The sequence below is a fragment of the Streptomyces sp. NPDC057963 genome (genome assembly GCF_042887155.1).
Classification (GTDB): Bacteria; Actinomycetota; Actinomycetes; order Streptomycetales; family Streptomycetaceae; genus Streptomyces.
This window is the reverse complement of the sequence record NZ_JBHVPX010000012.1, coordinates 216,213-234,399: the sequence shown is the minus strand read 5'-3', so window position 1 is coordinate 234,399 and position 18,187 is coordinate 216,213. Positions and strand designations below refer to the sequence as shown.

The following is an 18,187-nucleotide window of genomic DNA, read 5'->3' as shown; positions in this document are numbered from 1 at the left end:
TTACTCTCCTAGAAGTGTGGGAACGACCATCGGTGTGCCGGTCACCGGGTCGGGGACGACGACGCTCGGCAGATCGAACACGTCCTTGATCAGCGCAGCGTCCACGATGTCCCCGGGGTCTCCTTCGGCGACCACCCGGCCGTCCTTCATGGCGACCAGGTGATCGGCGAACCGGCACGCCTGGTTGATGTCGTGCAGGACCGCGACCACCGTGCGGCCCTCGTTGCGCAGCCTCGCCAGCAGGCCGAGCAGCTGGTACTGGTGAGTGATGTCGAGAAACGACGTCGGTTCGTCGAGCAGCAGGTAGGGCGTCCGCTGGGCGAGCACCATGGCCATCCACGCCCGCTGCCGCTGTCCGCCGGACAGCTCCTGCACCGGCCGGTCGGCCAGGTCCTCGACACCGGCGGCGGCCATCGCCTCGTCGACGGCCTCCTCGTCGTCCGCCGACCACAGCGCCAGCATCGACTGGTGCGGGAACCGTCCCCGGCCCACCAGCTGCCGGACCTTGATGTCGTCGGGTGCCAGCGGGTCCTGCGGCAGGAAGCCGAGCTTCTTGGCCAGTGCCTTGGTCGCGTAGCCGCCGACCTCGCGGCCGTCGAGTTCCACGCGCCCGGAGTCCGGGCGCAGCAGCCGGACCAGCGCGCTCAACAGGGTCGACTTGCCACAGCCGTTGGGGCCCACGACGGCGGTGAACGCGCCGTCGGGGATGTCGAGGCTCAGCCGCGTGGCCACGATCCGGTCTCCGTAGCGCAGGGTGATCTCCCGCGCCGTCAGGCGTGCGGTCACGCGCGCCTCACCTCCTTGGTCAGCAGCCAGATCAGATAGCAACCGCCGATCGCGGTACTCACCACGCCGACGGGCAGCGCGACGGGCGCCAGCAGCATCTGGGCGATCAGGTCGGCGCCCTGGAGCAGCACCGCTCCGGTCAGCGCGGCCGGGAGCAGTGGCACGCCGGCCGCGCCCGCGAGCCTGCGGCCGATCTGCGGGGCGGCCAGGGCGATGAACGCGATCGGGCCGGCCACCGCGGTCACCGTGGCCGTACAGCCGACGCCGACCAGCACCATCAGCAGCCGCAGCCGGTCGAGCCCGACCCCGGTGGTCACCGCGATCGCGTCGCCGAGTGATGCCTGGTGCATGGCGTGCGCCCGCGTGGTCATCAGGATCAGCAGCACGGCGATCACCGAGAACGGAATCCCCAGGTCGGCCCAGCCCACGCCGTTGAGTGAACCCGCGCTCCAGCCGACGGCGGCGATCGCCACCTCCAGCTCGGCGCGCAGCACGATCCACGAGTTGATCGCGGTCACCATCGCGTTGAAGGCGATGCCGATCACCACCAACCGCAGCCCCGAGAAGCCCCGTTCGAACGACAGCAGGTAGATCGCGGCCGCGACGACCAGCCCGCCGAGTACCGAGCCGACGGCCAGTTGGGCGGAGGTGCCCGACAGCACGGTGAGGGCGACCAGGGCGCCGGTGTAGGCGCCCGCGTCGAGGCCGATGACGTCGGGGCTGCCCATCGGGTTGCGGGTGAGGTTCTGGAAGATCGCCCCCGCCACACCGAGCGCGGCACCGAAGACCAGCCCGGCCAGCACCCGCGGCAACCGCCAGTCCCGGATCACCACGGAGTGATCCGACCCGGTCAGCACGGCGAACACCTTGCCGGGGGAGGACCATGACGCCCCGTAGCACAGTCCGAGCAGGCCCAGGCCCAGCATCAGGGTCACCAGCACCGCGACGAGCACCACCGTGCGGCGTTCGGCCCTCGGTCCGAGCGCGGTCACAGCGATCCCGCCCCGTAGCGGCGCACGGCCCAGATCAGCATGGGGCCGCCGAGGAACGCGGTCACGACGGCCACCGGTACCTCGCCGGTGGGCAGCAGCACCCGCGACCCGATGTCGGCGACCAGCAGCAGGATCGGGCCCAGCACCATCGTGTAGAGGATCAGCCACGGCACCGAGCCCGCCGCCGGCTTGCGTGCCAGGTGCGGCACGATCAGCCCGACGAACAGGATCGGCCCGGCCACCGCCGTCGCCGCCCCGCTGAGCACGGTGATCAGCACCAGGGCCGCGGCTCGTACCCGGCCGACGCCCGCCCCCAGTGTCTGCGCCACGTTCTCGCCCAGCGTCAGGGCGTTGAGTGCCCGGCTGAGCAGCAGCGCGCCGAGCAGGGACACGGCGATCGCGGCCAACGGCAGTGCCAGCGGCGCCTGTTCGCGGGCCGCGAGCGACCCGACCGACCAGAACCGGTAGGCGTCGAAGACGTCCGGGAGCATCAGCCGCATACCGAGCGCGACGCCGCCCAGCACCGCGGTCAGAGCCACGCCGGTGAGCACCAGGCGCAGCGGTGAGCGCTGTCCGACCGCGGCGACCAGCAGCGCCGCGAGCACGGATCCGGCGATCGCGAAGCCCAGTTCGCCGGTCTGCCCGGCGGCCAGCCCGAGCGCCGAGCCGACGGTGACGGCGAACCCGGCGCCGGCGGTGACCCCGAGGATGCCGGGCTCGGCCAGCGGGTTGCGGGCCAGCGTCTGGATCAGCGCGCCGGCCACCGCGAGCGCGGCGCCCACCGCGATGGCCAGCAGCGCGCGCGGCGCCCGGACGTCGCGGACGATCACGTGGTCGTCGGTGCCCCGGTGGTCCAGCAGTGCCCGCACGACCTCGGCGGGCGGAACGTGACGGGCCCCGACGCCCATGCTGAGCACGGCGACCACTGCCAGCAGCACCAGTCCGCCGACGAGCAGGCCGATCTGCGGAACGGCCCGCCCGGTTCTCGCCGCCTGGGACGCGCGGCCCGCGACGGTCACCGGTCGAGCAGCGGAGCGAGCGACTTGTCGATCGCGTCCAGGGTCTGAACGGCCTCGCCGTAGGTCGCGGCCTCGGTGTAGCGGAACGGGAACGCCTTCCCGGCCTTCACGGCGGGCAGGTTCTTCCAGAGCTTCGAATCCAGGACGTACTGGACGGACTTGGGGATGCTGCCGTCGGCGTTGACGGAGTAGGTCATGACGTCGGCCTCGCCGAACGCGGCCGGGAGCTCCTCGATGGACGGGTATTCGCTGACCGAACGCGAGCCGGGGCCGGGCTCCTTGACCTTGCCGTAGTACTTCGCGCCGAGGTCCTCGGCGATGTTGGTGCCCCACGAACCGTTGAACTCGCGCTGGAAGGTGCCCTTGGCGACCTCACCGTACGCGCCGACGTGACCCAGCTTGAGCTGGGGCAGCACACCCTTGTACTTCTTGGCCAACTCCGCTGCCTTGGCCTCGTACGCGTCCTTCGCGACGTCGAACTGCTCGAGCGCGCCCGCGGCGTCGGCCTGCCGGTGGGACAGCTCGCGCCACGCAGAGGGCACGGTCGGGCCGATCGCCACGACCGGGGCGATGGACTCCAGCCGCTTGATGTCGATGTCGCCGAGCACCGGGGCGGGCACACCGATGACGATCAGGTCGGGATCGGCCTCGGCGACGGCCTCGTAGTTGGTCTCGGCGGCCTGCTCGCCCGCCACCTTGGTGAGCTTCTTGTACGTGGCCAGGTCTTCCTTGGTCATCATCGGCTCACCGCGCTTCCACGACGAGATCCCGACCAGTGGCGCGTCGGCCTCGATCATGACGGGCACGGCATAGCCGGTGGCCACCACACGCTTCGGGTCGGCCGGGATGGTGATCTTGCCGTTGTCGGCGGCGAACACCCGGGTACCGCCCTTCTCCGAGGCCTCCGATCCGCCCTCGGACGAGAACCCGCACCCGGTCAGGATCAGGGCCAGCGATACGGCGCCGACCCGGCCGGACGATCTGCGTAGGGACATGCAACACTCCTCGATACTTAGGTAAGGCTAACCTTAGTTGATGGCTTTTCGGCAGGACAATCGGGGAGCGGCTCGCCCCTACCCCCGTCCGGCCGGTCGGTCAGTGGTCGTCCTCGTCGAAGTCGGCGACGCCGCGCTTCCAGTAACCGGTGATGTCGTGGTCGGCCTTCTCCAGCCGCAGCTCGTCGCGGGCCCAGCGGCGCAGCGGCTTGACCTGCCCGGCCTCGCCCGCGGCCCACACGTACACCCGCTCCCCCTCGGGCACGGCCACCGCGGTCACGGCCCGCGCCAGCGCGTCGCCGGTTCCCGCCGACAGGCCGCCGCGGTGCAGCCAGCGCACCTCGACGCCTTCGGGCGCGGACAGCTCGATCTCCTCCGCGGCGTCGGCGACTTCGACGAATGCCCAGCCCCGCGCGCTCCTGGGCAGCTCCTCCAGCCAGCGCGCGATCGCCGGTAGGGCCGTGATGTCGCCCGCGAGCAGGTAGCGGTCGTAGGTGTGCGGGACGATCAGCCCGCCGGGCGGCCCCGCGACATGCATGACGGCGCCCGGCCGGGCCTCACGCGCCCAGTCCGACGCGAGGCCGCCGTCGTGCGGGGCGATGTCGATATCGATCTCGCCGGCGACCGGGTCGTAGCGGCGCACGGTGTACTCCCGCGAGACGAGCGCCGGCCGCGGCCAGCGCAGCATCGCCCCGTTGGGCTCGGGCAGCCGCAGCGAGCCGTCCGGATCCGGGAAGATCAGTTTCACGTGTTCATCCGGCGAGTGCGCCTCGAACCCCTCGGTGCCCGCCCCGCCCAGGGTCACTCGGAGCAGGCCGGCGCCGACCATGACGGTGCGTACGACCTCGGTCTCCCGGATGCCGATCGGGTAGCCCACCTTCTCGGCATGGAGGCCCGACCGGACCTCCGCGATCCGGTCCAGGTGCCGGTGGCGGTGGTCGACCCGGCTCATGCGGTCCCGCCCGTCAGCAGCGCCGTCCAGTGCGCCAGTTCGGGCTGTTCGGCCAGGTCGGCAAAGTCCAGCGTGGCCGCCCCTGCGGCGCGCCAGCGCTCGACCAGGGTCATCATCCGCACCGAGTCCAGGCCGAGGTCGACCAGGTTCTCCTCGGGGGCGATCTCGGCGGGGTCGCAGCCGAGCAGCTCCGCGACGTCGGCGCGGACACGTTCGGGCGACAAGGTCTGGTTCATCGGATACCTCCTGCGGGAATGGGTGCCGGCAGCGCGGTCGGCGTGCCGGCGGTGGTGGTTACGACGCCACGGCACCGGGCGGCGTACGCGCACGCCCGGCCGTGGCGTGCGCGGGAGAATGCGGCGACCGCGTCGGCCGCCGGAACCGTTCGGGGGTGACGGTCACCCGCGCACGGTCGCCCTCGTCCGCCCGACGCCGCGTCGGGGTACCGGAGTGCCGGTGAAGCCCGGCGAGAGCGTGTTGCATCGGATGTCGTGGCGGGCAACTTCCAAGCCGACACGCCCCCCACTCACACTCAGGCAAGGCTAACCTAACCCATTGGCGCGGGGCAGATGAAAGCAGGCCCGGCGTCACGCACCCTCTCCATGACCGACTCCGCCCCATGTGACGCTTCGTCACATCACTGCGCAGTTACGCCGACCGGCCTCGACCGGAGCGGCGACACGACCGACGGCGACGGCAGGCACATCGGGGCGGCAGTACGGCGACCCGGGGCCGGCCGCCACAGAAGGGAAGTGCGATGCCGGGACGGGGACACCAAGGCCGGCGGGCGGCACCTTCACCCACCGCCACACTCCCCCCGCCCAACCGGGCGGCGCGGAAGCCGCGTTCAGAGGCCGGGACCGCAGCCTCCGCACCCGACGCCCACAGGGGGCAAGGCCGGCCGAGGCAACGCCAAGGCCGTCCCGAGCGATTTCGGCGGCTCACCACCCCCCGAGGAGCCGACGTAGGTTAGGTTACCCTTACCTAACATCCCGTAGGAGGTTGCTCATGCCTGAGCACATACCGGGCAGAAGTGGTGAGTTCGACGGCCGCACTGTCCTGGTGACCGGTGCCGCACAAGGCATCGGGGCGGCCGTCGCCGACCTGTTCGCCACCCTCGGCGCCCGCGTGGCCGCCACCGACCGCGCGCAGGGCGGCATCGGCACCCGGGCCGCGGAGTGGAACCGGCGGCAGGCGAAGAAACCGGGGAGCGAGCGCTCGGCGGGTCGTCTGGAGCCGTACGTCATGGACGTCACCGACCGGCCCTCGGTGGAGCACACCGTGGCACGCGCCGAGCGCGAACTCGGCCCCGTCGACGTGCTCGTGAACGTCGCGGGCATCCTGCGCACCGGCCCCGCGGCCGAACTCTCCGCCGAGGACTGGTCGGACACCTTCGCGGTGAACACCACCGGCGTCTTCCACGTCTCGCAGACCGTCGCACCGCTGATGGCCGACCGGGGCAACGGCTGCATCATCACCGTCGGTTCCAACGCCGCCGGGATTCCTCGCACCGGTATGGCCGCCTACGCCGCATCGAAGGCGGCGGCCGTCATGTTCACCAAGTGTCTGGGCCTCGAACTCGCCCGCAGCGGCGTACGTTGCAACGTCGTCGCACCCGGGTCCACCGACACGGCGATGCAACGCGCCCTGTGGACCGACTCCGGCGCCGAGCAGCGCGTCGTCGACGGGGACCCGGCGACCTACCGCACCGGCATACCGCTGGGCCGGATCGCCGCTCCCGAGGACATCGCCGACGCCGTCGCCTTCCTCGCCTCCGGCCGCGCCCGCCACATCACCCTGCAGGAGCTGTACGTCGACGGCGGCGCGACCCTGCGCTGAACCGTCCCCGGCTCCTCCGTACCCCCCGATCACCCGCACCCGCACCCGCACCCGCACCCGCTGACGGAACCATCGAGAATGGAGTCCCCGTGTCGACGGCACCCCAGGTCGCCACGCATGTACCCCCGGCCGATCCGGCCCATCCGGCCCATCCGGCCGTAGGAGCGGCCACCTCGCTTCTGAACGCCTACACACCGGGCGCCCGCTTCCTCGCCACCCCTGGCCGCACCCTGCTGGCACACGGTGCGGGACGCCATGTACCGCACGACGAAAGGCCCTTGCACGAGCGGGTGAACGCCACCCTGGCCGAAGCCGGCGCAGCCGGACAGGAATCGCCGGTGGTCATCGGCGCCGTCCCGTTCGACCACGCCGCACCGGCCGCCCTGAGCGTGCCGACAGCACTGCGCATCGCGCCGCCGCTCGCCTCCGACCCACTGATCGCTCTGCCCGTCGGCGTGTCCGGCCCGGCGGACTGGCGGATACGACCGGTGCCCGAACCCGAGGCCTACGGAGCGGGCGTAGCCGCGGCCGTAGAGCGCATGTGGCGCGGGGAGTTCAGCAAGGTGGTCCTCGCCCGCACCCTCGAACTCACCTCCCGCACCCCTCTCGACCTGCCCGCGATGCTCCAGCGCCTGGCCCGCCGCGACCCCCTCGGCCATACCTTCGCCCTGCCCACCGGGGCCGGTCGCACCCTCATCGGTGCCAGTCCGGAACTGCTGGTCTCCCGCCAGGGGCAGCGGGTGGTCGCCAATCCGCTCGCCGGGTCCACCCCCCGCAGCACCGACCTCGCCGAGGACGTCCGCCGTGCCGCCACCCTGCTGGAGTCCGCCAAGGACCTGCACGAACACGCCGTCGTCGTGGACGCCGTCCACCAGGCCCTGGCCCCGCACTGCACGGAGGTGACCGTCCCCGCGCGGCCGACACTGATCCGCACCGCCACCATGTGGCACCTGTCCACCACGGTGACCGGCACGCTCGCCTCCCCCGACACCTCGGCCCTGGCTCTCGCCTGCGCCCTGCATCCGACCCCCGCCGTGTGCGGCACCCCCACCACGACGGCCCGTCAGGTCATCGCGGAGACCGAGCCGTTCGACCGCGGCTTCTTCACCGGAGTGGTGGGCTGGGGCAACGCCCGGGGCGACGGCGAGTGGATCGTCACGATCCGCTGCGCCGAGGCCGAGGAGCGCACCCTGCGCCTCTACGCGGGCGCCGGCATCGTGGCGGCATCCGAGCCCGAGGCAGAGACCGCCGAGACGGCAGCCAAGTTCCGTACCTTCCTCAGTGCGGTGGGGGCCGAACTGTGAGCCCGGACGACGACGCACCCACCTGGCCGTCCGATTTCACCGAACGGTACCGGGCGGCAGGCTGGTGGCGCGGAGAGACCTTCGGCTCCGTACTCCGGGACCGTGCCGAGGCACACCCGGACCGGATCGCCGTGGTCGATCCCGTCGCGGGAACCCGATGGAGCTACGCGGAACTGGACCGGCGCGCCGACCGGCTGGCTGCGGGACTCCTCGCCCGGAACATCACCAAGGGCGACCGCGTGGTGGTGCAACTGCCCAATATCGCCGAGTTCTTCGAGGTCGTCTTCGCGCTGTTCCGGATCGGCGCGCTGCCCGTCTTCGCGCTGCCGGCCCACCGCGAGACGGAGATCTCGTACTTCTGCGAGTTCACCGAGGCGGTCGCGTACGTCATCGCGGCAGAACACGGCGGTTACGACTACCGCGAGCTGGCGGCGAAGGCCCGCGCCGCCGCGGGCACACTGCGGCACGTGTTCGTCGCCGCCGGGGACCCGGGCGAGTTCGAGGCGCTGTCCGACGTGGCGGAGGAGCCGGTCGGCCACGGCGTCCCGCGCCCGGACGACCTGGCCTTCCTCCAGCTCTCCGGCGGCAGCACCGGCGTACCGAAACTGATCCCGCGCACCCACGACGACTACATCTACTCGCTGCGCGGTTCCAACGAGATCTGCGGCGTCGACGAGGACAGCGTCTACCTCTGTGCGCTGCCCGCGGCGCACAACTTCCCGCTCTCCTCGCCCGGTTCGCTCGGCGCGCTCTACGCCGGCGGGCGCGTGGTGCTGTGCCCGCAGCCCTCCCCCCAGGTGGCCTTCCCGCTGATCGAGCGGGAAGGCGTCACCATCACCGGGCTGGTCCCGCCGCTGGCCCTGTTGTGGACCGAGGCGGCCACCGCCACCGCGCACGACCTCAGCAGCCTGGATGTCCTGCTGGTGGGTGGCGCCAAGTTCAGCGAGGAGGCGGCGCGGCGGGTCGGGCCGACGCTCGGCTGCACCCTGCAGCAGGTCTTCGGGATGGCCGAGGGGCTGGTCAACTACACCCGGCTGGACGACCCGGCCGAGGTGATCGCCACCACCCAGGGGCGGCCCATCTCGCCGGACGACGAGATCCTCGTCGTCGACGACGAGGACCGCGAGGTCGCGCCGGGTGAGACGGGCCACTTGCTGACGCGGGGGCCCTACACGATCCGCGGCTACTGGAGGGCGCCGGAACACAACGCCCGTTCCTTCACCGAGGACGGTTTCTACCGTACGGGCGACGTCGTCCGGGTCGCCCGGAGCGGGCACATCGTCGTCGAGGGACGTGCCAAGGACCAGATCAACCGGGGCGGCGAGAAGATCGCCGCCGAGGAGGTGGAGAACCACATCCTCGCCCACCTGTCCGTGCACGACGCCAACGTGGTGGCCGAGCCCGACCCGTATCTCGGCGAACGCGTCTGCGCGTACGTGATCCTGCGCCCGGGAGCGGGTCCGCTGAAGCCGGTGGACATCAAGCGGTTCGTACGGGAACGGGGCCTGGCCGGGTACAAGGTGCCGGACCGGGTCGAGTTCGTGGACGCGTTCCCGCAGACCGGCGTGGGGAAGGTCTCCAAGAAGGACCTGCGGACCGCCGCGGCCCGCAGCGCATCCGCCTCCCCGAACGCCTGAAGCCCCCCGGGCCCGCCCCACCGGCCCGGCTTCCCAGCGAACCTGAACGGAATACCAGCATCATGACCCTGCCCGCCATTGCCCCGTACCCCATGCCGACCGCCGACGAGATGCCCGCCAACCGGGTCGAGTGGGCCGTGGACCCGTCACGCGCGGTGCTCCTCGTCCACGATCTGCAGAACTACTTCCTGTCGGCCTACGACCTCCGGTCCTCACCGATTCCCGAACTGCTCTCGCATGTGGCGGAGTTGAAGAGGGAAGCGGCGCGCATCGGCGTACCGGTGCTCTATACCGCTCAGCCCGGCGGCCAGAGCCCGGACGAGCGCGGTCTGCAGCAGGACTTCTGGGGGCCGGGCCTGCCGGCGGACCCGTTCGCCGCCGCCATCGCGGATGCCGTCGCACCCGACGAGGGTGACACGGTGCTCACCAAGTGGAAGTACAGCGGCTTCGTCCGCACCGACCTCCTGAAGCTGCTGCGCGAACAAGGCCGCGACCAGATCGTCATCACCGGCGTCTATGCCCACATCGGCGTCCTCATGACCGCGTGCGACGCCTGGATGCAGGACATCCAGGCTTTCGTGGTGGCCGACGCGGTGGCCGACTTCTCCGCCGAGGACCATGCGATGGCACTGCGCTGGGCGGCCGGCAAGTGCGCGGCCGTCACCAGCACCCGCGCGGTCTTCGAAGGGAACCGGCCGCCGCGGCCCTGAATCCTGAGCGGCTGCGGGTGGACATCACCGTCAGGCTCGCCGACGTGCCCGTCGACGTCGGAGAAGACCCTCGCCGATGCCAGGGCGGGGAAGGGCGGGAAAGGGCGGGAACACGGCCCTCGGACGACCGGTGCACCCCCACATGCGCTTGCACGGACCGGACCGCTCTCTCCACGTGCCCCCGGCCGCGGAGATCGCGCCCGGCAGTGGCGGAGGATGCCGGCACGAACCCCTGTACACCGCGGTTCTGCCCCCGCTTCCCCATCGACGCGGCGAAGCCCCGGCCCGCACTCGGGTGCGGGTACAGGATGACGTCCCCCTCGCCGAGCGGCACCGCCGGGCGGGGTGCCGAACCCGCTCCCGTTGTCCTGCGCGTCGACGACTGGTAAGCCTGAAGGGCGGGGCAGTGGCGCAGGGAGGTCCGGATGTGACCAGGGAGGCCAACACGAACCCCGGGGCGTTCGGCGCCTTCGACGGATCCCCGGGCGCCGGTGCGCCCCGCTACGTGCCGGTCGCCGAGCACGGCCTGATCGGCGATCTGCGCAGCGCGGCGCTGGTGGACAGCACCGGCACCATCGACTGGTACTGCTGTGCGCGCTTCGACGCGCCCAGCATCTTCGCTTCGATCCTCGACGCCGACCGGGGCGGATATTTCGAGCTCGCCGCGGACGCCCCGACGAGCACCAAGCAGTTCTACTTCCCCGACACCAATGTGCTCATCACCCGTTTCTTCGCGGAGGACGGAGTGGGCGAGGTCCAGGACTTCATGCCGGTCGTCGACGATTCGCGCGAGGCCGACCGGCACCGGCTGATCCGCCGCGTGGTGTGCGTGCGCGGATCGCTGCCGTTCCGCGCCCGTGTGGCCCCCCGCTTCGAGTACGGGACGCAGCCGCACACCGTGCGTGCCCAGCACGGTCAGGCGATCTTCGAATCGCCCTCACTCACTCTCGCCCTGACCTCGAGTGTGCCGATCGAGGTCGCCGGCCCGGACGTGTGGTCGTTGTTCAAGCTGCACGAGGGCGAGTCCGCCGTCTTCGCCCTCGATCGGGTCGGCGGCGGCGTGGTGCCCCGGTTCTGCCCGTTGTCCGAGGCTGAGCAGCAGTTCAATGCCACCGTGGGGTACTGGCGGCGGTGGCTGTCCCAGTCGCGCTACCGCGGTCGCTGGCGGGAGATGGTGCACCGCTCCGCCCTCACCCTCAAGCTGCTCACCTACGCCCCGACCGGAGCGATCATCGCCGCGCCGACCACCAGCCTGCCCGAACGCATCGGTGGTGAGCGCAACTGGGACTACCGATACGTATGGATCCGTGACGCCGCGTTCTGTGTGTATGCGCTGCTCAGGCTGGGGTTCACGGACGAGGCCGAGGCCTTCATGGGCTTCCTCACCGAACATGTCCGCCTCGAAACGGACGGCGCGAACAGTGGCACCGGCCCGCTGCAGATCATGTACGGCATCGACGGGCGCCGTGAGCTGCCCGAACGCAAGCTGACCCACCTCGAAGGCTACCGGGGCTCGGCCCCCGTACGTGTCGGCAACGACGCCGTCGGCCAGTTGCAGCTGGACATCTACGGGGCGCTCGTCGATGCCCTCTACCTCTACGACAAGTGGGGCCAGCCCATCTCCAGCGCGCACTGGGACGGCATCACCGAGCTGGTCGACTGGGTCTGCACCCATTGGGACCAGCCCGACCAGGGGATATGGGAGTCCCGCAGCGGGCGCAAGAACTTCCTCTACTCGCGATTGATGTGCTGGGTGGCCATCGAACGTGCCTTGCGGCTGGCCCGGCACCGCGGCCTGCCCGTCGACGTCGTGCGGTGGGGGCGCGCCCGGGACGCGATCTACCGCCGGATCATGAGCCATGGCTGGTCCGACGAGCGGCACGCCTTCGTCCAGTACGAGGACGGCCACGTCCTGGACGCGTCCCTGCTGATGATGCCGCTGGCGAAGTTCGTCTCCCCCACCGACCCGAGGTGGCTCGCCACACTGGACGCGCTGGGCGAGGACCTGGTGTCCGACTCGCTGGTCTACCGCTACGACCCGCAGGCCAGCCCGGACGGGCTGCGGGGCGACGAGGGCACGTTCTCGATCTGCTCGTTCTGGTACGTCGAGGCGCTGACCCGCGCAGGCCGCCTGGACGAGGCCCGGCTCGCGTTCGAGAAGATGCTCACGTACGCCAACCACCTCGGTCTGTACGCGGAGGAGATCGGCCACACCGGGGAGCAGCGCGGGAATTTCCCGCAGGCCTTCACCCACCTGGGCTTGATCAGCGCGGCTTTCAATCTCGACCGCAGGCTCGGTTAGGGCGTCGGCGGCTTCTCGCCCCTCTCCTCCTGCCCGACCGGGAGGATCCGCCTCTCCGCGTTTCTACGCGCCCGTGGCAGGGGGAATCCTGGGGTTCGGTCCCGGTGGTGGTGTCGTCGGGTGGGGCTCCGATGCGGCGCAGGGAGCGGTCGACGACGGCCACCGCCGGGGACAGGGCGCTGACAGCAAGCAGGAACCGGGCGAGGTGGTGCAGGCTGCCGGCGTCGGCGCCGATCGGTACCAGGGAGACGGAGGTGACGGAGGAGTCGACCGGGTTGCGTATCGATCCCGGCATCGTCGGGGCCGGCAGGCGTCGGTCGAAACCGTCCGCCGTCCTCTTGCCCCCACCGGGGCGCAGTCGTGTCGGAGCCTGAGGTCAACCATGGCCGCACCGCTCGCGGTCTCTATCCCCGAGCGCGGATCGCGAGCGCGAGATGACGGACTGAGCACTGCGACCGCCGTGGTCCGTGCGGGGGGCGGTGCCGGGGATGACGAGGAGCACACATGACTGCACGTCGGTCCAGGTCGCACAGGTACGTGGTGGGGTTCGCGGTGGTGCTCGCGATGGCCACGACCGCGTTCACGGCGCCTGCGCGGGCGTCATCGGGCGGCAGCCCCGGTCAGCCCGCCGGCCGCACCGGCCATGAGGAAACCCGGCAGGCAATGGACGCCGTCGTGCGGGCGGGCATCCCCGGGGTCACCGCCCAGGCACGGTCCGAGGACGGCATCTGGAAGGGGGCTGCGGGCGTGGGCAACCTCGGAACCGGCGCACCGCGCGGGGCCGACGACCGGTTCCGGATCGCCAGCATCACCAAGACCTTCGTCGCGACCGTCATGCTCCAGCTGGAAGCCGAGAGACGGCTCGATCTCGACAGGACGGTGGACTCCTGGCTTCCCGGAATGGTGCGCGGCCACGGCCACGACGGCCGGAAGATCACGGTCCGGCAGCTGCTCAACCACACGAGCGGCATCTTCGACTTCACCGACGACCCGGAATACGCAAGAAGGTATCTCGGCACCGGCTTTCTCAGGCACCGCTACGACATCAGGCCCCCGAAGGTGGCAGTGGACGCCGCCATGGCGCACGCGCCGGCCTTCGAGCCCGGCACCCGGTACGCGTACTCCAACACCAACTATGTGCTCGCCGGATTGATCATGGAGAAGGTCACGGGCCATACCTACGAGCACGAGATCCGTACGCGGATCATCACACCGCTCAAGCTGCACGCCACCCTCATGCCGGGTGACAGTTCGCGCATGCCGAAGCCGAGCAGCAGGGCGTACTCGGCACTCGATGACGACACCGAGGGAGCCAGGGTCCATGACGTGACCGTCCAGAACGCGTCCCAGACTTGGGCCGAGGGCGACATGATCTCCGACGCGGGCGATCTCCATCGTTTCTTCAGCGCCCTGATGCGGGGCAGACTGCTCGCCCCGGAGCAGCTGAAGGAGATGAAGACCACCGTTTTCGACTCCGGCTACGGTCTCGGGATCGAACAGCTGACGACGAGCTGCGGCACCACGGTATGGGGTCACGGCGGTGGCTGGATCGGCTCGCTCTCCTACGCGGCGACGACGGATGACGGCCGCCATGCCTTCGCCTTCAACCTCAACGGGGACTGGAGTTCCGCTGGGATGGGCGGAGTGCTGGAGGCCGAGTTCTGCGGCGCCGCCATCGCCGGGACCGCGTCGCAACCAGCCGGACCCGGGCAGCGAGAGCAGGGCTGGGCCCCGCCGTCGCTCGGGCATGCCTCCTGAGGGCTGTCGCGTGATCCCCGGCGGGCGCACGACGTCGGCTCCGGCACCTCGCCGCGTTGTCGCCGCGCCCGTTCGACGTCCGGGCGTGGGTGGCGGGACTTCCGGGCGGGTGGCGGGACTTCCGGGCGGATGGCGGGACTTCCGGTCGGGTGGCGGGACGGCGCCGTCTCGGTGACGGGACCACCGCGAGGTGATCGATGCGATCGTCCGGCTGAGCCCCCTGGTTCGAGGAGTATCCCGACTCATCGATAGCCTGCGTCATCATGATGCGCGCGTGGAATGTGCCGATGCTGCTTGTGCTCTGCGGCTCAGTCGTTGCGACCGGGCTGATCTTCCGGGGAAGCCCTGGGGAAGCCGCAGCAATCCTGCTGGTGTTCGTGCTGCTCGCAGGCGTGAACTCACCTCTGATCTTTCCGAGGTCGATCGGCGCGCTGGAGGCACAACGCCGCAGCGCGGTCGACGGCCGGCCGGTCGTCTTCTGGCGGTCGGGCTGCAAGTACTGCCTGCGACTGCGTATCCGGTTGGGCCGTAGCGCCCGCCAGTTGCATTGGGTCGACATCTGGCGTGACCCGGATGGAGCGGCAGTGGTCAGGGCGGCCAACGAGGGCAACGAGACCGTGCCGACTGTCGTCGTGGCGGGCCGGTCCCATGTCAACCCGGATCCCGAATGGGTGCGCGAACAGCTTTCTCCCTCCACGTGATCGGCAGCGATGCCGTCTCGCCAGGGCGCCCGCAGATCCCCGAAAGCCGTCAGCCGGATTGACGCGGTCCGAGGCCCTCTGGCTGCGCTGTACGGCACGGACGGAGGTCCAGAGACGAGCCAAGGGCTGTCCCGTTGGTCCCTGGCGGGCGTGCGACGACAGCTACGGCACTTCGCCACACTCGGTCTGCGGCTCGCTACTGGTCGCGGATGCCGGTTACGGAGCGAACGCCGACTTCCGCCACGGCCTGGAGGACCGGGGACCGGCCTACGCGCTGCAGGCCAAGGGCGAGATGACCACGCACGCCGAAAGCGCTGAGCCTCATCGGCCGGCCTGTGGCGGGCTCGGCTCCAGGCCACCGCCCCGCTACCGCAACCGGCCGGTGAGCCTGTGCGAACACGTCCTGGCCGCAGGACGCGACAAGGCCGTGAGCGTCACCCGGCGCAAGGGCTCCAGAACGGCGATGACCTCGCGTTTCGAGTGGCGGTGGCGCATCGAGCACGGCTACCGCGAGCTGAAGACCACCCTGACCACGGCCTCCGTACGCGCCGGTAACTCCTGAGTTCATCCGTCAAGTCGCCGCCGACCTGGGAATCAGCGCGACTGTTCGACGAGGTACCGGGTCGTACCGCGGGCTCGGGACGGGGTTCGACAGTGCTGCTCCTCGTCCTGCGGCGCCGCGCTCCCCGAAGGCCGAGCGCGGCGCCGAACAGCCGACGGTGGTGGGCCTCTCCTCAGGCGTGTGGGCCTCGTACCTGCCGGGTGGGATCGACCCACTCAGCCGGCCTGCCGGACCGCTACCAGGACCATGCCGAGCAGAGCCTGGTGTTGACCCATCCGGTGGCGTCGCCGATGCAGGTTCGGAACGTCACGTTCTTCACCGGGTAGTTCGAGCTGTAGTAGGGAGAGATGACCTGGCTTTCGTTGGGGCTGCAGTCGATGGCGGGAGATCGGGAGTCGTTCTTCCATGTGCCGTTGATCTGGACGTCGTAGTCGATGACGGTGACGGCGCACTCCCCCTGGCTTCCCGCCAGAAGTTTGGCTCCGGCGTGTACCTCGACCTTGGTTCCGCTCCAGTCGACGCGGCCCCATCCTTCGACCTGGTTGCCCGAGTCGTACATGTAGCCGGTCGACTGGTGGTACGGCAGGCCTGTGCGGTTGGGAATCTGGTGCCACTGGTCAGAGGCATGCGCGGGGATGGCTGTGGCAGCCATCGCCAGGACACCGCCGGCCAGGATCACGGAAAATTGCTGCAAACGCGTCACTGAGTTCCCCTGCTTCGTCGGACGGCTCGAGCGGTCTCGGCCGAAAGGTCCGTGCGCCCGCCGTGCACGGGCGCCTTGCATTAAGACAACTACCGTTCAGAGCAAGCCTGTTAATGATTCGAACTGCTTCGAATGAGGCATGCACGCCTACGATCCGCAGGTGTGATATCTGTGCATATTGACGCGGCGAGTCTGAGCAAGGCCCGGTTCTCACCGTCTCCCGCGTACGAGGCGGTGATGTGGCTGCGGCTCGCGGCGGCGGGGCGCCGTCATCCGGTCTTGGGCGATCTGGGGGCTGCGGCGCGGTGGGCGCTGCGCAACCCTGACGTCGCTCTGATCGCGCAATGCCAGCCCGACGGGGCGAACGGGCTCACTTATATGCCGGACCTGCTCACACCGAAGCCATCCTTCGGGCCTTCGGGACGCACGTTCGCCGAGCAGTTGGCCATGATGGACGCGACGTCTCAGGAGGCAGCCGCCCACCAGGTCGCCACAGTGCGGTTCGGCAACGGCCGGATGCCCGCGCCGCTGCGGTCGGCGCTTGAGGCGGGAGAGTTCGGCCGACGGGCCGCCAACGGCATGCGGCAGTTCTGGAAGGACGTCGTCGCCGACGAGTGGACCGGGATGCGTGCTGCCCTCGAAGCGGACATCGCCGCGCGTTCCCGCGCGATGGCCGGGCTCGGGATCGGGCATCTCCTCGACACGCTGCATCCGCATGCCGGTTGGTCGGGCTGCCGGCTCAACGTGCACAAGGGTGCCTACGAGGAAACGATCCAACTGACCGACAAGGAGTTGGTACTGACGCCCACAACGCACGGCTCGGATGTCGGCGTGCAGCTGGAAGCCACCGGCGACTTCGTCCTGCTCTACCCGGCAGCCGGCCTTGGCTCCGTGCTCGACCGCCCCCGCACCTCTGCGGTGGGGAGGCTGCTCGGACAGAGCCGGGCCGCCCTTCTGAGCGACCTGGACACCGCACGGTCCACCGGTGAGCTGGCGGCACGGAACGATCTGGCCCCTGCCACCGTCTCGTACCACCTGGGGGTGCTGCACCGCTCCGGCCTGGTGCTGCGTGAACGTGACCGGCATGTCGTCCGCTACCGGCGCAGTGCGGAGGGCGACACACTGCTCGGACAGTAGCCGCCCGCGGGCGACGTCCCGTGAGCGTCGTGTGTCCGCCGGCGAGTGCGTTTCCGACGGCTGCCCAAGGATCAGAGATCAGCCGGCGGCAGGCCGAGGTGGTCGTGCCATGCCCGGCCGCCGGTGGCGGTCACGGCGAACGCGCGGGTCGTGCCGATCCGCGTGACCCAGCCGGCGGTGAGGGCGTGGCTGCACAGGGCGGCACCCACCGCGCCCGCCAGGTGGGGGCGGCGCTCGGTCCAGTCCAGGCACGCACGCACCAGCGGGCGGCGCGAGCCACTCGGCACCGTGATACCCACCTCGGCCGGCCAGGCCGCGCCCCCGCTGGTCAGCCCCGGCTCGGGCCCCCACTCCAGCAGGCCGCGCCCGACCATCGCGTCGGTGATCGCCAGCGCGACGGCTCCGGCCAGGTGGTCGTAACACAGCCGTGCACGGGCCAGTGCCTGCTGACGGCCGGAGGCCGACAGCGAACGCGGTCGAGCGGTCCGCTGACTGTTCTTCGTCGACCTCTTCTTCCTGCCGCCCGAGCTGCGCGGCAGCGGGCCGGTCGGGGAGATCCTTCGGCAGGCCGAGGACGGGGCTCGCGCTCGCGGCTGCCGCGCGGCCGTGCTCTGCACGATCACTTTCCAGACACCCGGCTTCTATCGGAAACAAGGCTGGAAGCGCCTGGGACAGGTCCCCTGCGATCCGCCCGGCACCAGCCGCGTCTTCATGACCGAAGAACTCGCTGCCCAGACCGGCAACGAAGTTCGATCAGCAACGGGGCGGACATCGCCTGATGCGGCGCTGG

The 18,187-nt window shown here is 70.7% G+C and carries 17 protein-coding genes; 9 read left to right on the top strand and 8 right to left on the bottom strand.

Annotated features, from left to right (window positions below):
* The 6 genes from ACFVT1_RS27170 to ACFVT1_RS27145 all read right to left on the bottom strand — a co-directional run bounded on the left by ACFVT1_RS27170 (position 1) and on the right by ACFVT1_RS27145 (position 4,980).
* Positions 1-786: an ABC transporter ATP-binding protein gene (locus ACFVT1_RS27170; RefSeq protein WP_389800050.1), complete on the bottom strand. Its 786-nt coding sequence runs from the start codon at positions 784-786 to the stop codon at positions 1-3.
* Positions 783-1,712 (bottom strand): FecCD family ABC transporter permease, encoded by a 930-nt coding sequence (locus ACFVT1_RS27165; RefSeq protein WP_389800175.1) that lies wholly within the window; start codon positions 1,710-1,712, stop codon positions 783-785. Before ACFVT1_RS27165 ends, ACFVT1_RS27170 begins: the two co-directional genes overlap by 4 nt.
* Positions 1,713-1,774: 62 nt before the next feature.
* Positions 1,775-2,797: a FecCD family ABC transporter permease gene (locus ACFVT1_RS27160; RefSeq protein WP_389800049.1), complete on the bottom strand. Its 1,023-nt coding sequence runs from the start codon at positions 2,795-2,797 to the stop codon at positions 1,775-1,777.
* The gene (locus tag ACFVT1_RS27155; RefSeq protein WP_389800047.1) at positions 2,794-3,792 is read right to left on the bottom strand and encodes an ABC transporter substrate-binding protein; all 999 of its coding nucleotides are present in this window, start codon (positions 3,790-3,792) and stop codon (positions 2,794-2,796) included. The genes ACFVT1_RS27160 and ACFVT1_RS27155 overlap by 4 nt, the downstream gene beginning before the upstream one ends.
* 100 nt (positions 3,793-3,892) lie before the next feature.
* On the bottom strand, positions 3,893-4,744 hold the full coding sequence (locus ACFVT1_RS27150; RefSeq protein ID WP_389800045.1) for a siderophore-interacting protein: 852 nt from the start codon (positions 4,742-4,744) through the stop codon (positions 3,893-3,895).
* Positions 4,741-4,980, bottom strand: a complete 240-nt coding sequence (locus ACFVT1_RS27145) for a phosphopantetheine-binding protein (protein WP_389800044.1) — start codon at positions 4,978-4,980, stop codon at positions 4,741-4,743. The genes ACFVT1_RS27150 and ACFVT1_RS27145 overlap by 4 nt, the downstream gene beginning before the upstream one ends.
* A gap of 772 nt (positions 4,981-5,752) precedes the next feature.
* Here ACFVT1_RS27145 and dhbA point away from each other — a divergent pair.
* The 8 genes from dhbA (at position 5,753) to ACFVT1_RS27105 (ending at position 15,557) form a co-directional block, all read left to right on the top strand.
* Positions 5,753-6,583 carry a 2,3-dihydro-2,3-dihydroxybenzoate dehydrogenase gene (gene dhbA / locus ACFVT1_RS27140; protein WP_389800042.1) on the top strand — a complete coding sequence of 277 codons (831 nt, stop codon included), beginning with the start codon at positions 5,753-5,755 and terminating at the stop codon, positions 6,581-6,583.
* Between the two features lie 89 nt (positions 6,584-6,672).
* Positions 6,673-7,887: an isochorismate synthase DhbC gene (dhbC, locus tag ACFVT1_RS27135; RefSeq protein WP_389800040.1), complete on the top strand. Its 1,215-nt coding sequence runs from the start codon at positions 6,673-6,675 to the stop codon at positions 7,885-7,887.
* Positions 7,884-9,524 (top strand): (2,3-dihydroxybenzoyl)adenylate synthase, encoded by a 1,641-nt coding sequence (locus ACFVT1_RS27130; protein WP_389800038.1) that lies wholly within the window; start codon positions 7,884-7,886, stop codon positions 9,522-9,524. The genes dhbC and ACFVT1_RS27130 overlap by 4 nt, the downstream gene beginning before the upstream one ends.
* Before the next feature lie 62 nt (positions 9,525-9,586).
* Positions 9,587-10,234 (top strand): isochorismatase family protein, encoded by a 648-nt coding sequence (locus ACFVT1_RS27125; protein ID WP_389800036.1) that lies wholly within the window; start codon positions 9,587-9,589, stop codon positions 10,232-10,234.
* 505 nt (positions 10,235-10,739) lie between these two features.
* Positions 10,740-12,536 carry a glycoside hydrolase family 15 protein gene (locus ACFVT1_RS27120; RefSeq protein WP_389800173.1) on the top strand — a complete coding sequence of 599 codons (1,797 nt, stop codon included), beginning with the start codon at positions 10,740-10,742 and terminating at the stop codon, positions 12,534-12,536.
* A gap of 504 nt (positions 12,537-13,040) precedes the next feature.
* Positions 13,041-14,294, top strand: coding sequence for a serine hydrolase domain-containing protein (locus ACFVT1_RS27115; RefSeq protein ID WP_389800034.1), 1,254 nt, complete (start codon positions 13,041-13,043; stop codon positions 14,292-14,294).
* 263 nt (positions 14,295-14,557) lie between these two features.
* Positions 14,558-14,995 (top strand): glutaredoxin domain-containing protein, encoded by a 438-nt coding sequence (locus ACFVT1_RS27110; protein WP_389800032.1) that lies wholly within the window; start codon positions 14,558-14,560, stop codon positions 14,993-14,995.
* Between the two features lie 58 nt (positions 14,996-15,053).
* Entirely contained in the window at positions 15,054-15,557 is a 504-nt protein-coding gene (locus ACFVT1_RS27105) for a transposase (RefSeq protein ID WP_389800030.1), read from the top strand.
* 235 nt (positions 15,558-15,792) lie between these two features.
* Here the strand turns inward: ACFVT1_RS27105 and ACFVT1_RS27100 are convergent, their stop codons facing one another.
* Complete coding sequence (locus tag ACFVT1_RS27100; protein WP_389800028.1) at positions 15,793-16,209, bottom strand: hypothetical protein; 417 nt, start codon at positions 16,207-16,209, stop codon at positions 15,793-15,795.
* Positions 16,210-16,431: 222 nt separating this feature from the next.
* Here ACFVT1_RS27100 and ACFVT1_RS27095 point away from each other — a divergent pair, with 222 nt between their 5' ends.
* On the top strand, positions 16,432-17,397 hold the full coding sequence (locus ACFVT1_RS27095; RefSeq protein WP_389800026.1) for a helix-turn-helix domain-containing protein: 966 nt from the start codon (positions 16,432-16,434) through the stop codon (positions 17,395-17,397).
* Positions 17,398-17,468: 71 nt separating this feature from the next.
* Here ACFVT1_RS27095 and ACFVT1_RS27090 read toward each other — a convergent pair whose 3' ends face one another.
* Positions 17,469-18,014, bottom strand: a complete 546-nt coding sequence (locus ACFVT1_RS27090) for a hypothetical protein (RefSeq protein WP_389800025.1) — start codon at positions 18,012-18,014, stop codon at positions 17,469-17,471.
* Between the last annotated feature and the right edge of the window lie 173 nt (positions 18,015-18,187).

What these genes read in the sequence shown, in the direction of transcription:
- ACFVT1_RS27165 (WP_389800175.1), bottom strand. Translation starts at nt 1,712, where the DNA reads ATGCTGGGCCTGGGCCTGCTCGGACTGTGCTACGGGGCGTCATGGTCC.
- ACFVT1_RS27155 (WP_389800047.1), bottom strand. Translation starts at nt 3,792, where the DNA reads ATGTCCCTACGCAGATCGTCCGGCCGGGTCGGCGCCGTATCGCTGGCC.
- ACFVT1_RS27150 (WP_389800045.1), bottom strand. Translation starts at nt 4,744, where the DNA reads ATGAGCCGGGTCGACCACCGCCACCGGCACCTGGACCGGATCGCGGAG.
- ACFVT1_RS27145 (WP_389800044.1), bottom strand. Translation starts at nt 4,980, where the DNA reads ATGAACCAGACCTTGTCGCCCGAACGTGTCCGCGCCGACGTCGCGGAG.
- dhbA (WP_389800042.1), top strand. Translation starts at nt 5,753, where the DNA reads ATGCCTGAGCACATACCGGGCAGAAGTGGTGAGTTCGACGGCCGCACT.
- ACFVT1_RS27125 (WP_389800036.1), top strand. Translation starts at nt 9,587, where the DNA reads ATGACCCTGCCCGCCATTGCCCCGTACCCCATGCCGACCGCCGACGAG.
- ACFVT1_RS27115 (WP_389800034.1), top strand. Translation starts at nt 13,041, where the DNA reads ATGACTGCACGTCGGTCCAGGTCGCACAGGTACGTGGTGGGGTTCGCG.
- ACFVT1_RS27110 (WP_389800032.1), top strand. Translation starts at nt 14,558, where the DNA reads ATGATGCGCGCGTGGAATGTGCCGATGCTGCTTGTGCTCTGCGGCTCA.
- ACFVT1_RS27100 (WP_389800028.1), bottom strand. Translation starts at nt 16,209, where the DNA reads ATGGCTGCCACAGCCATCCCCGCGCATGCCTCTGACCAGTGGCACCAG.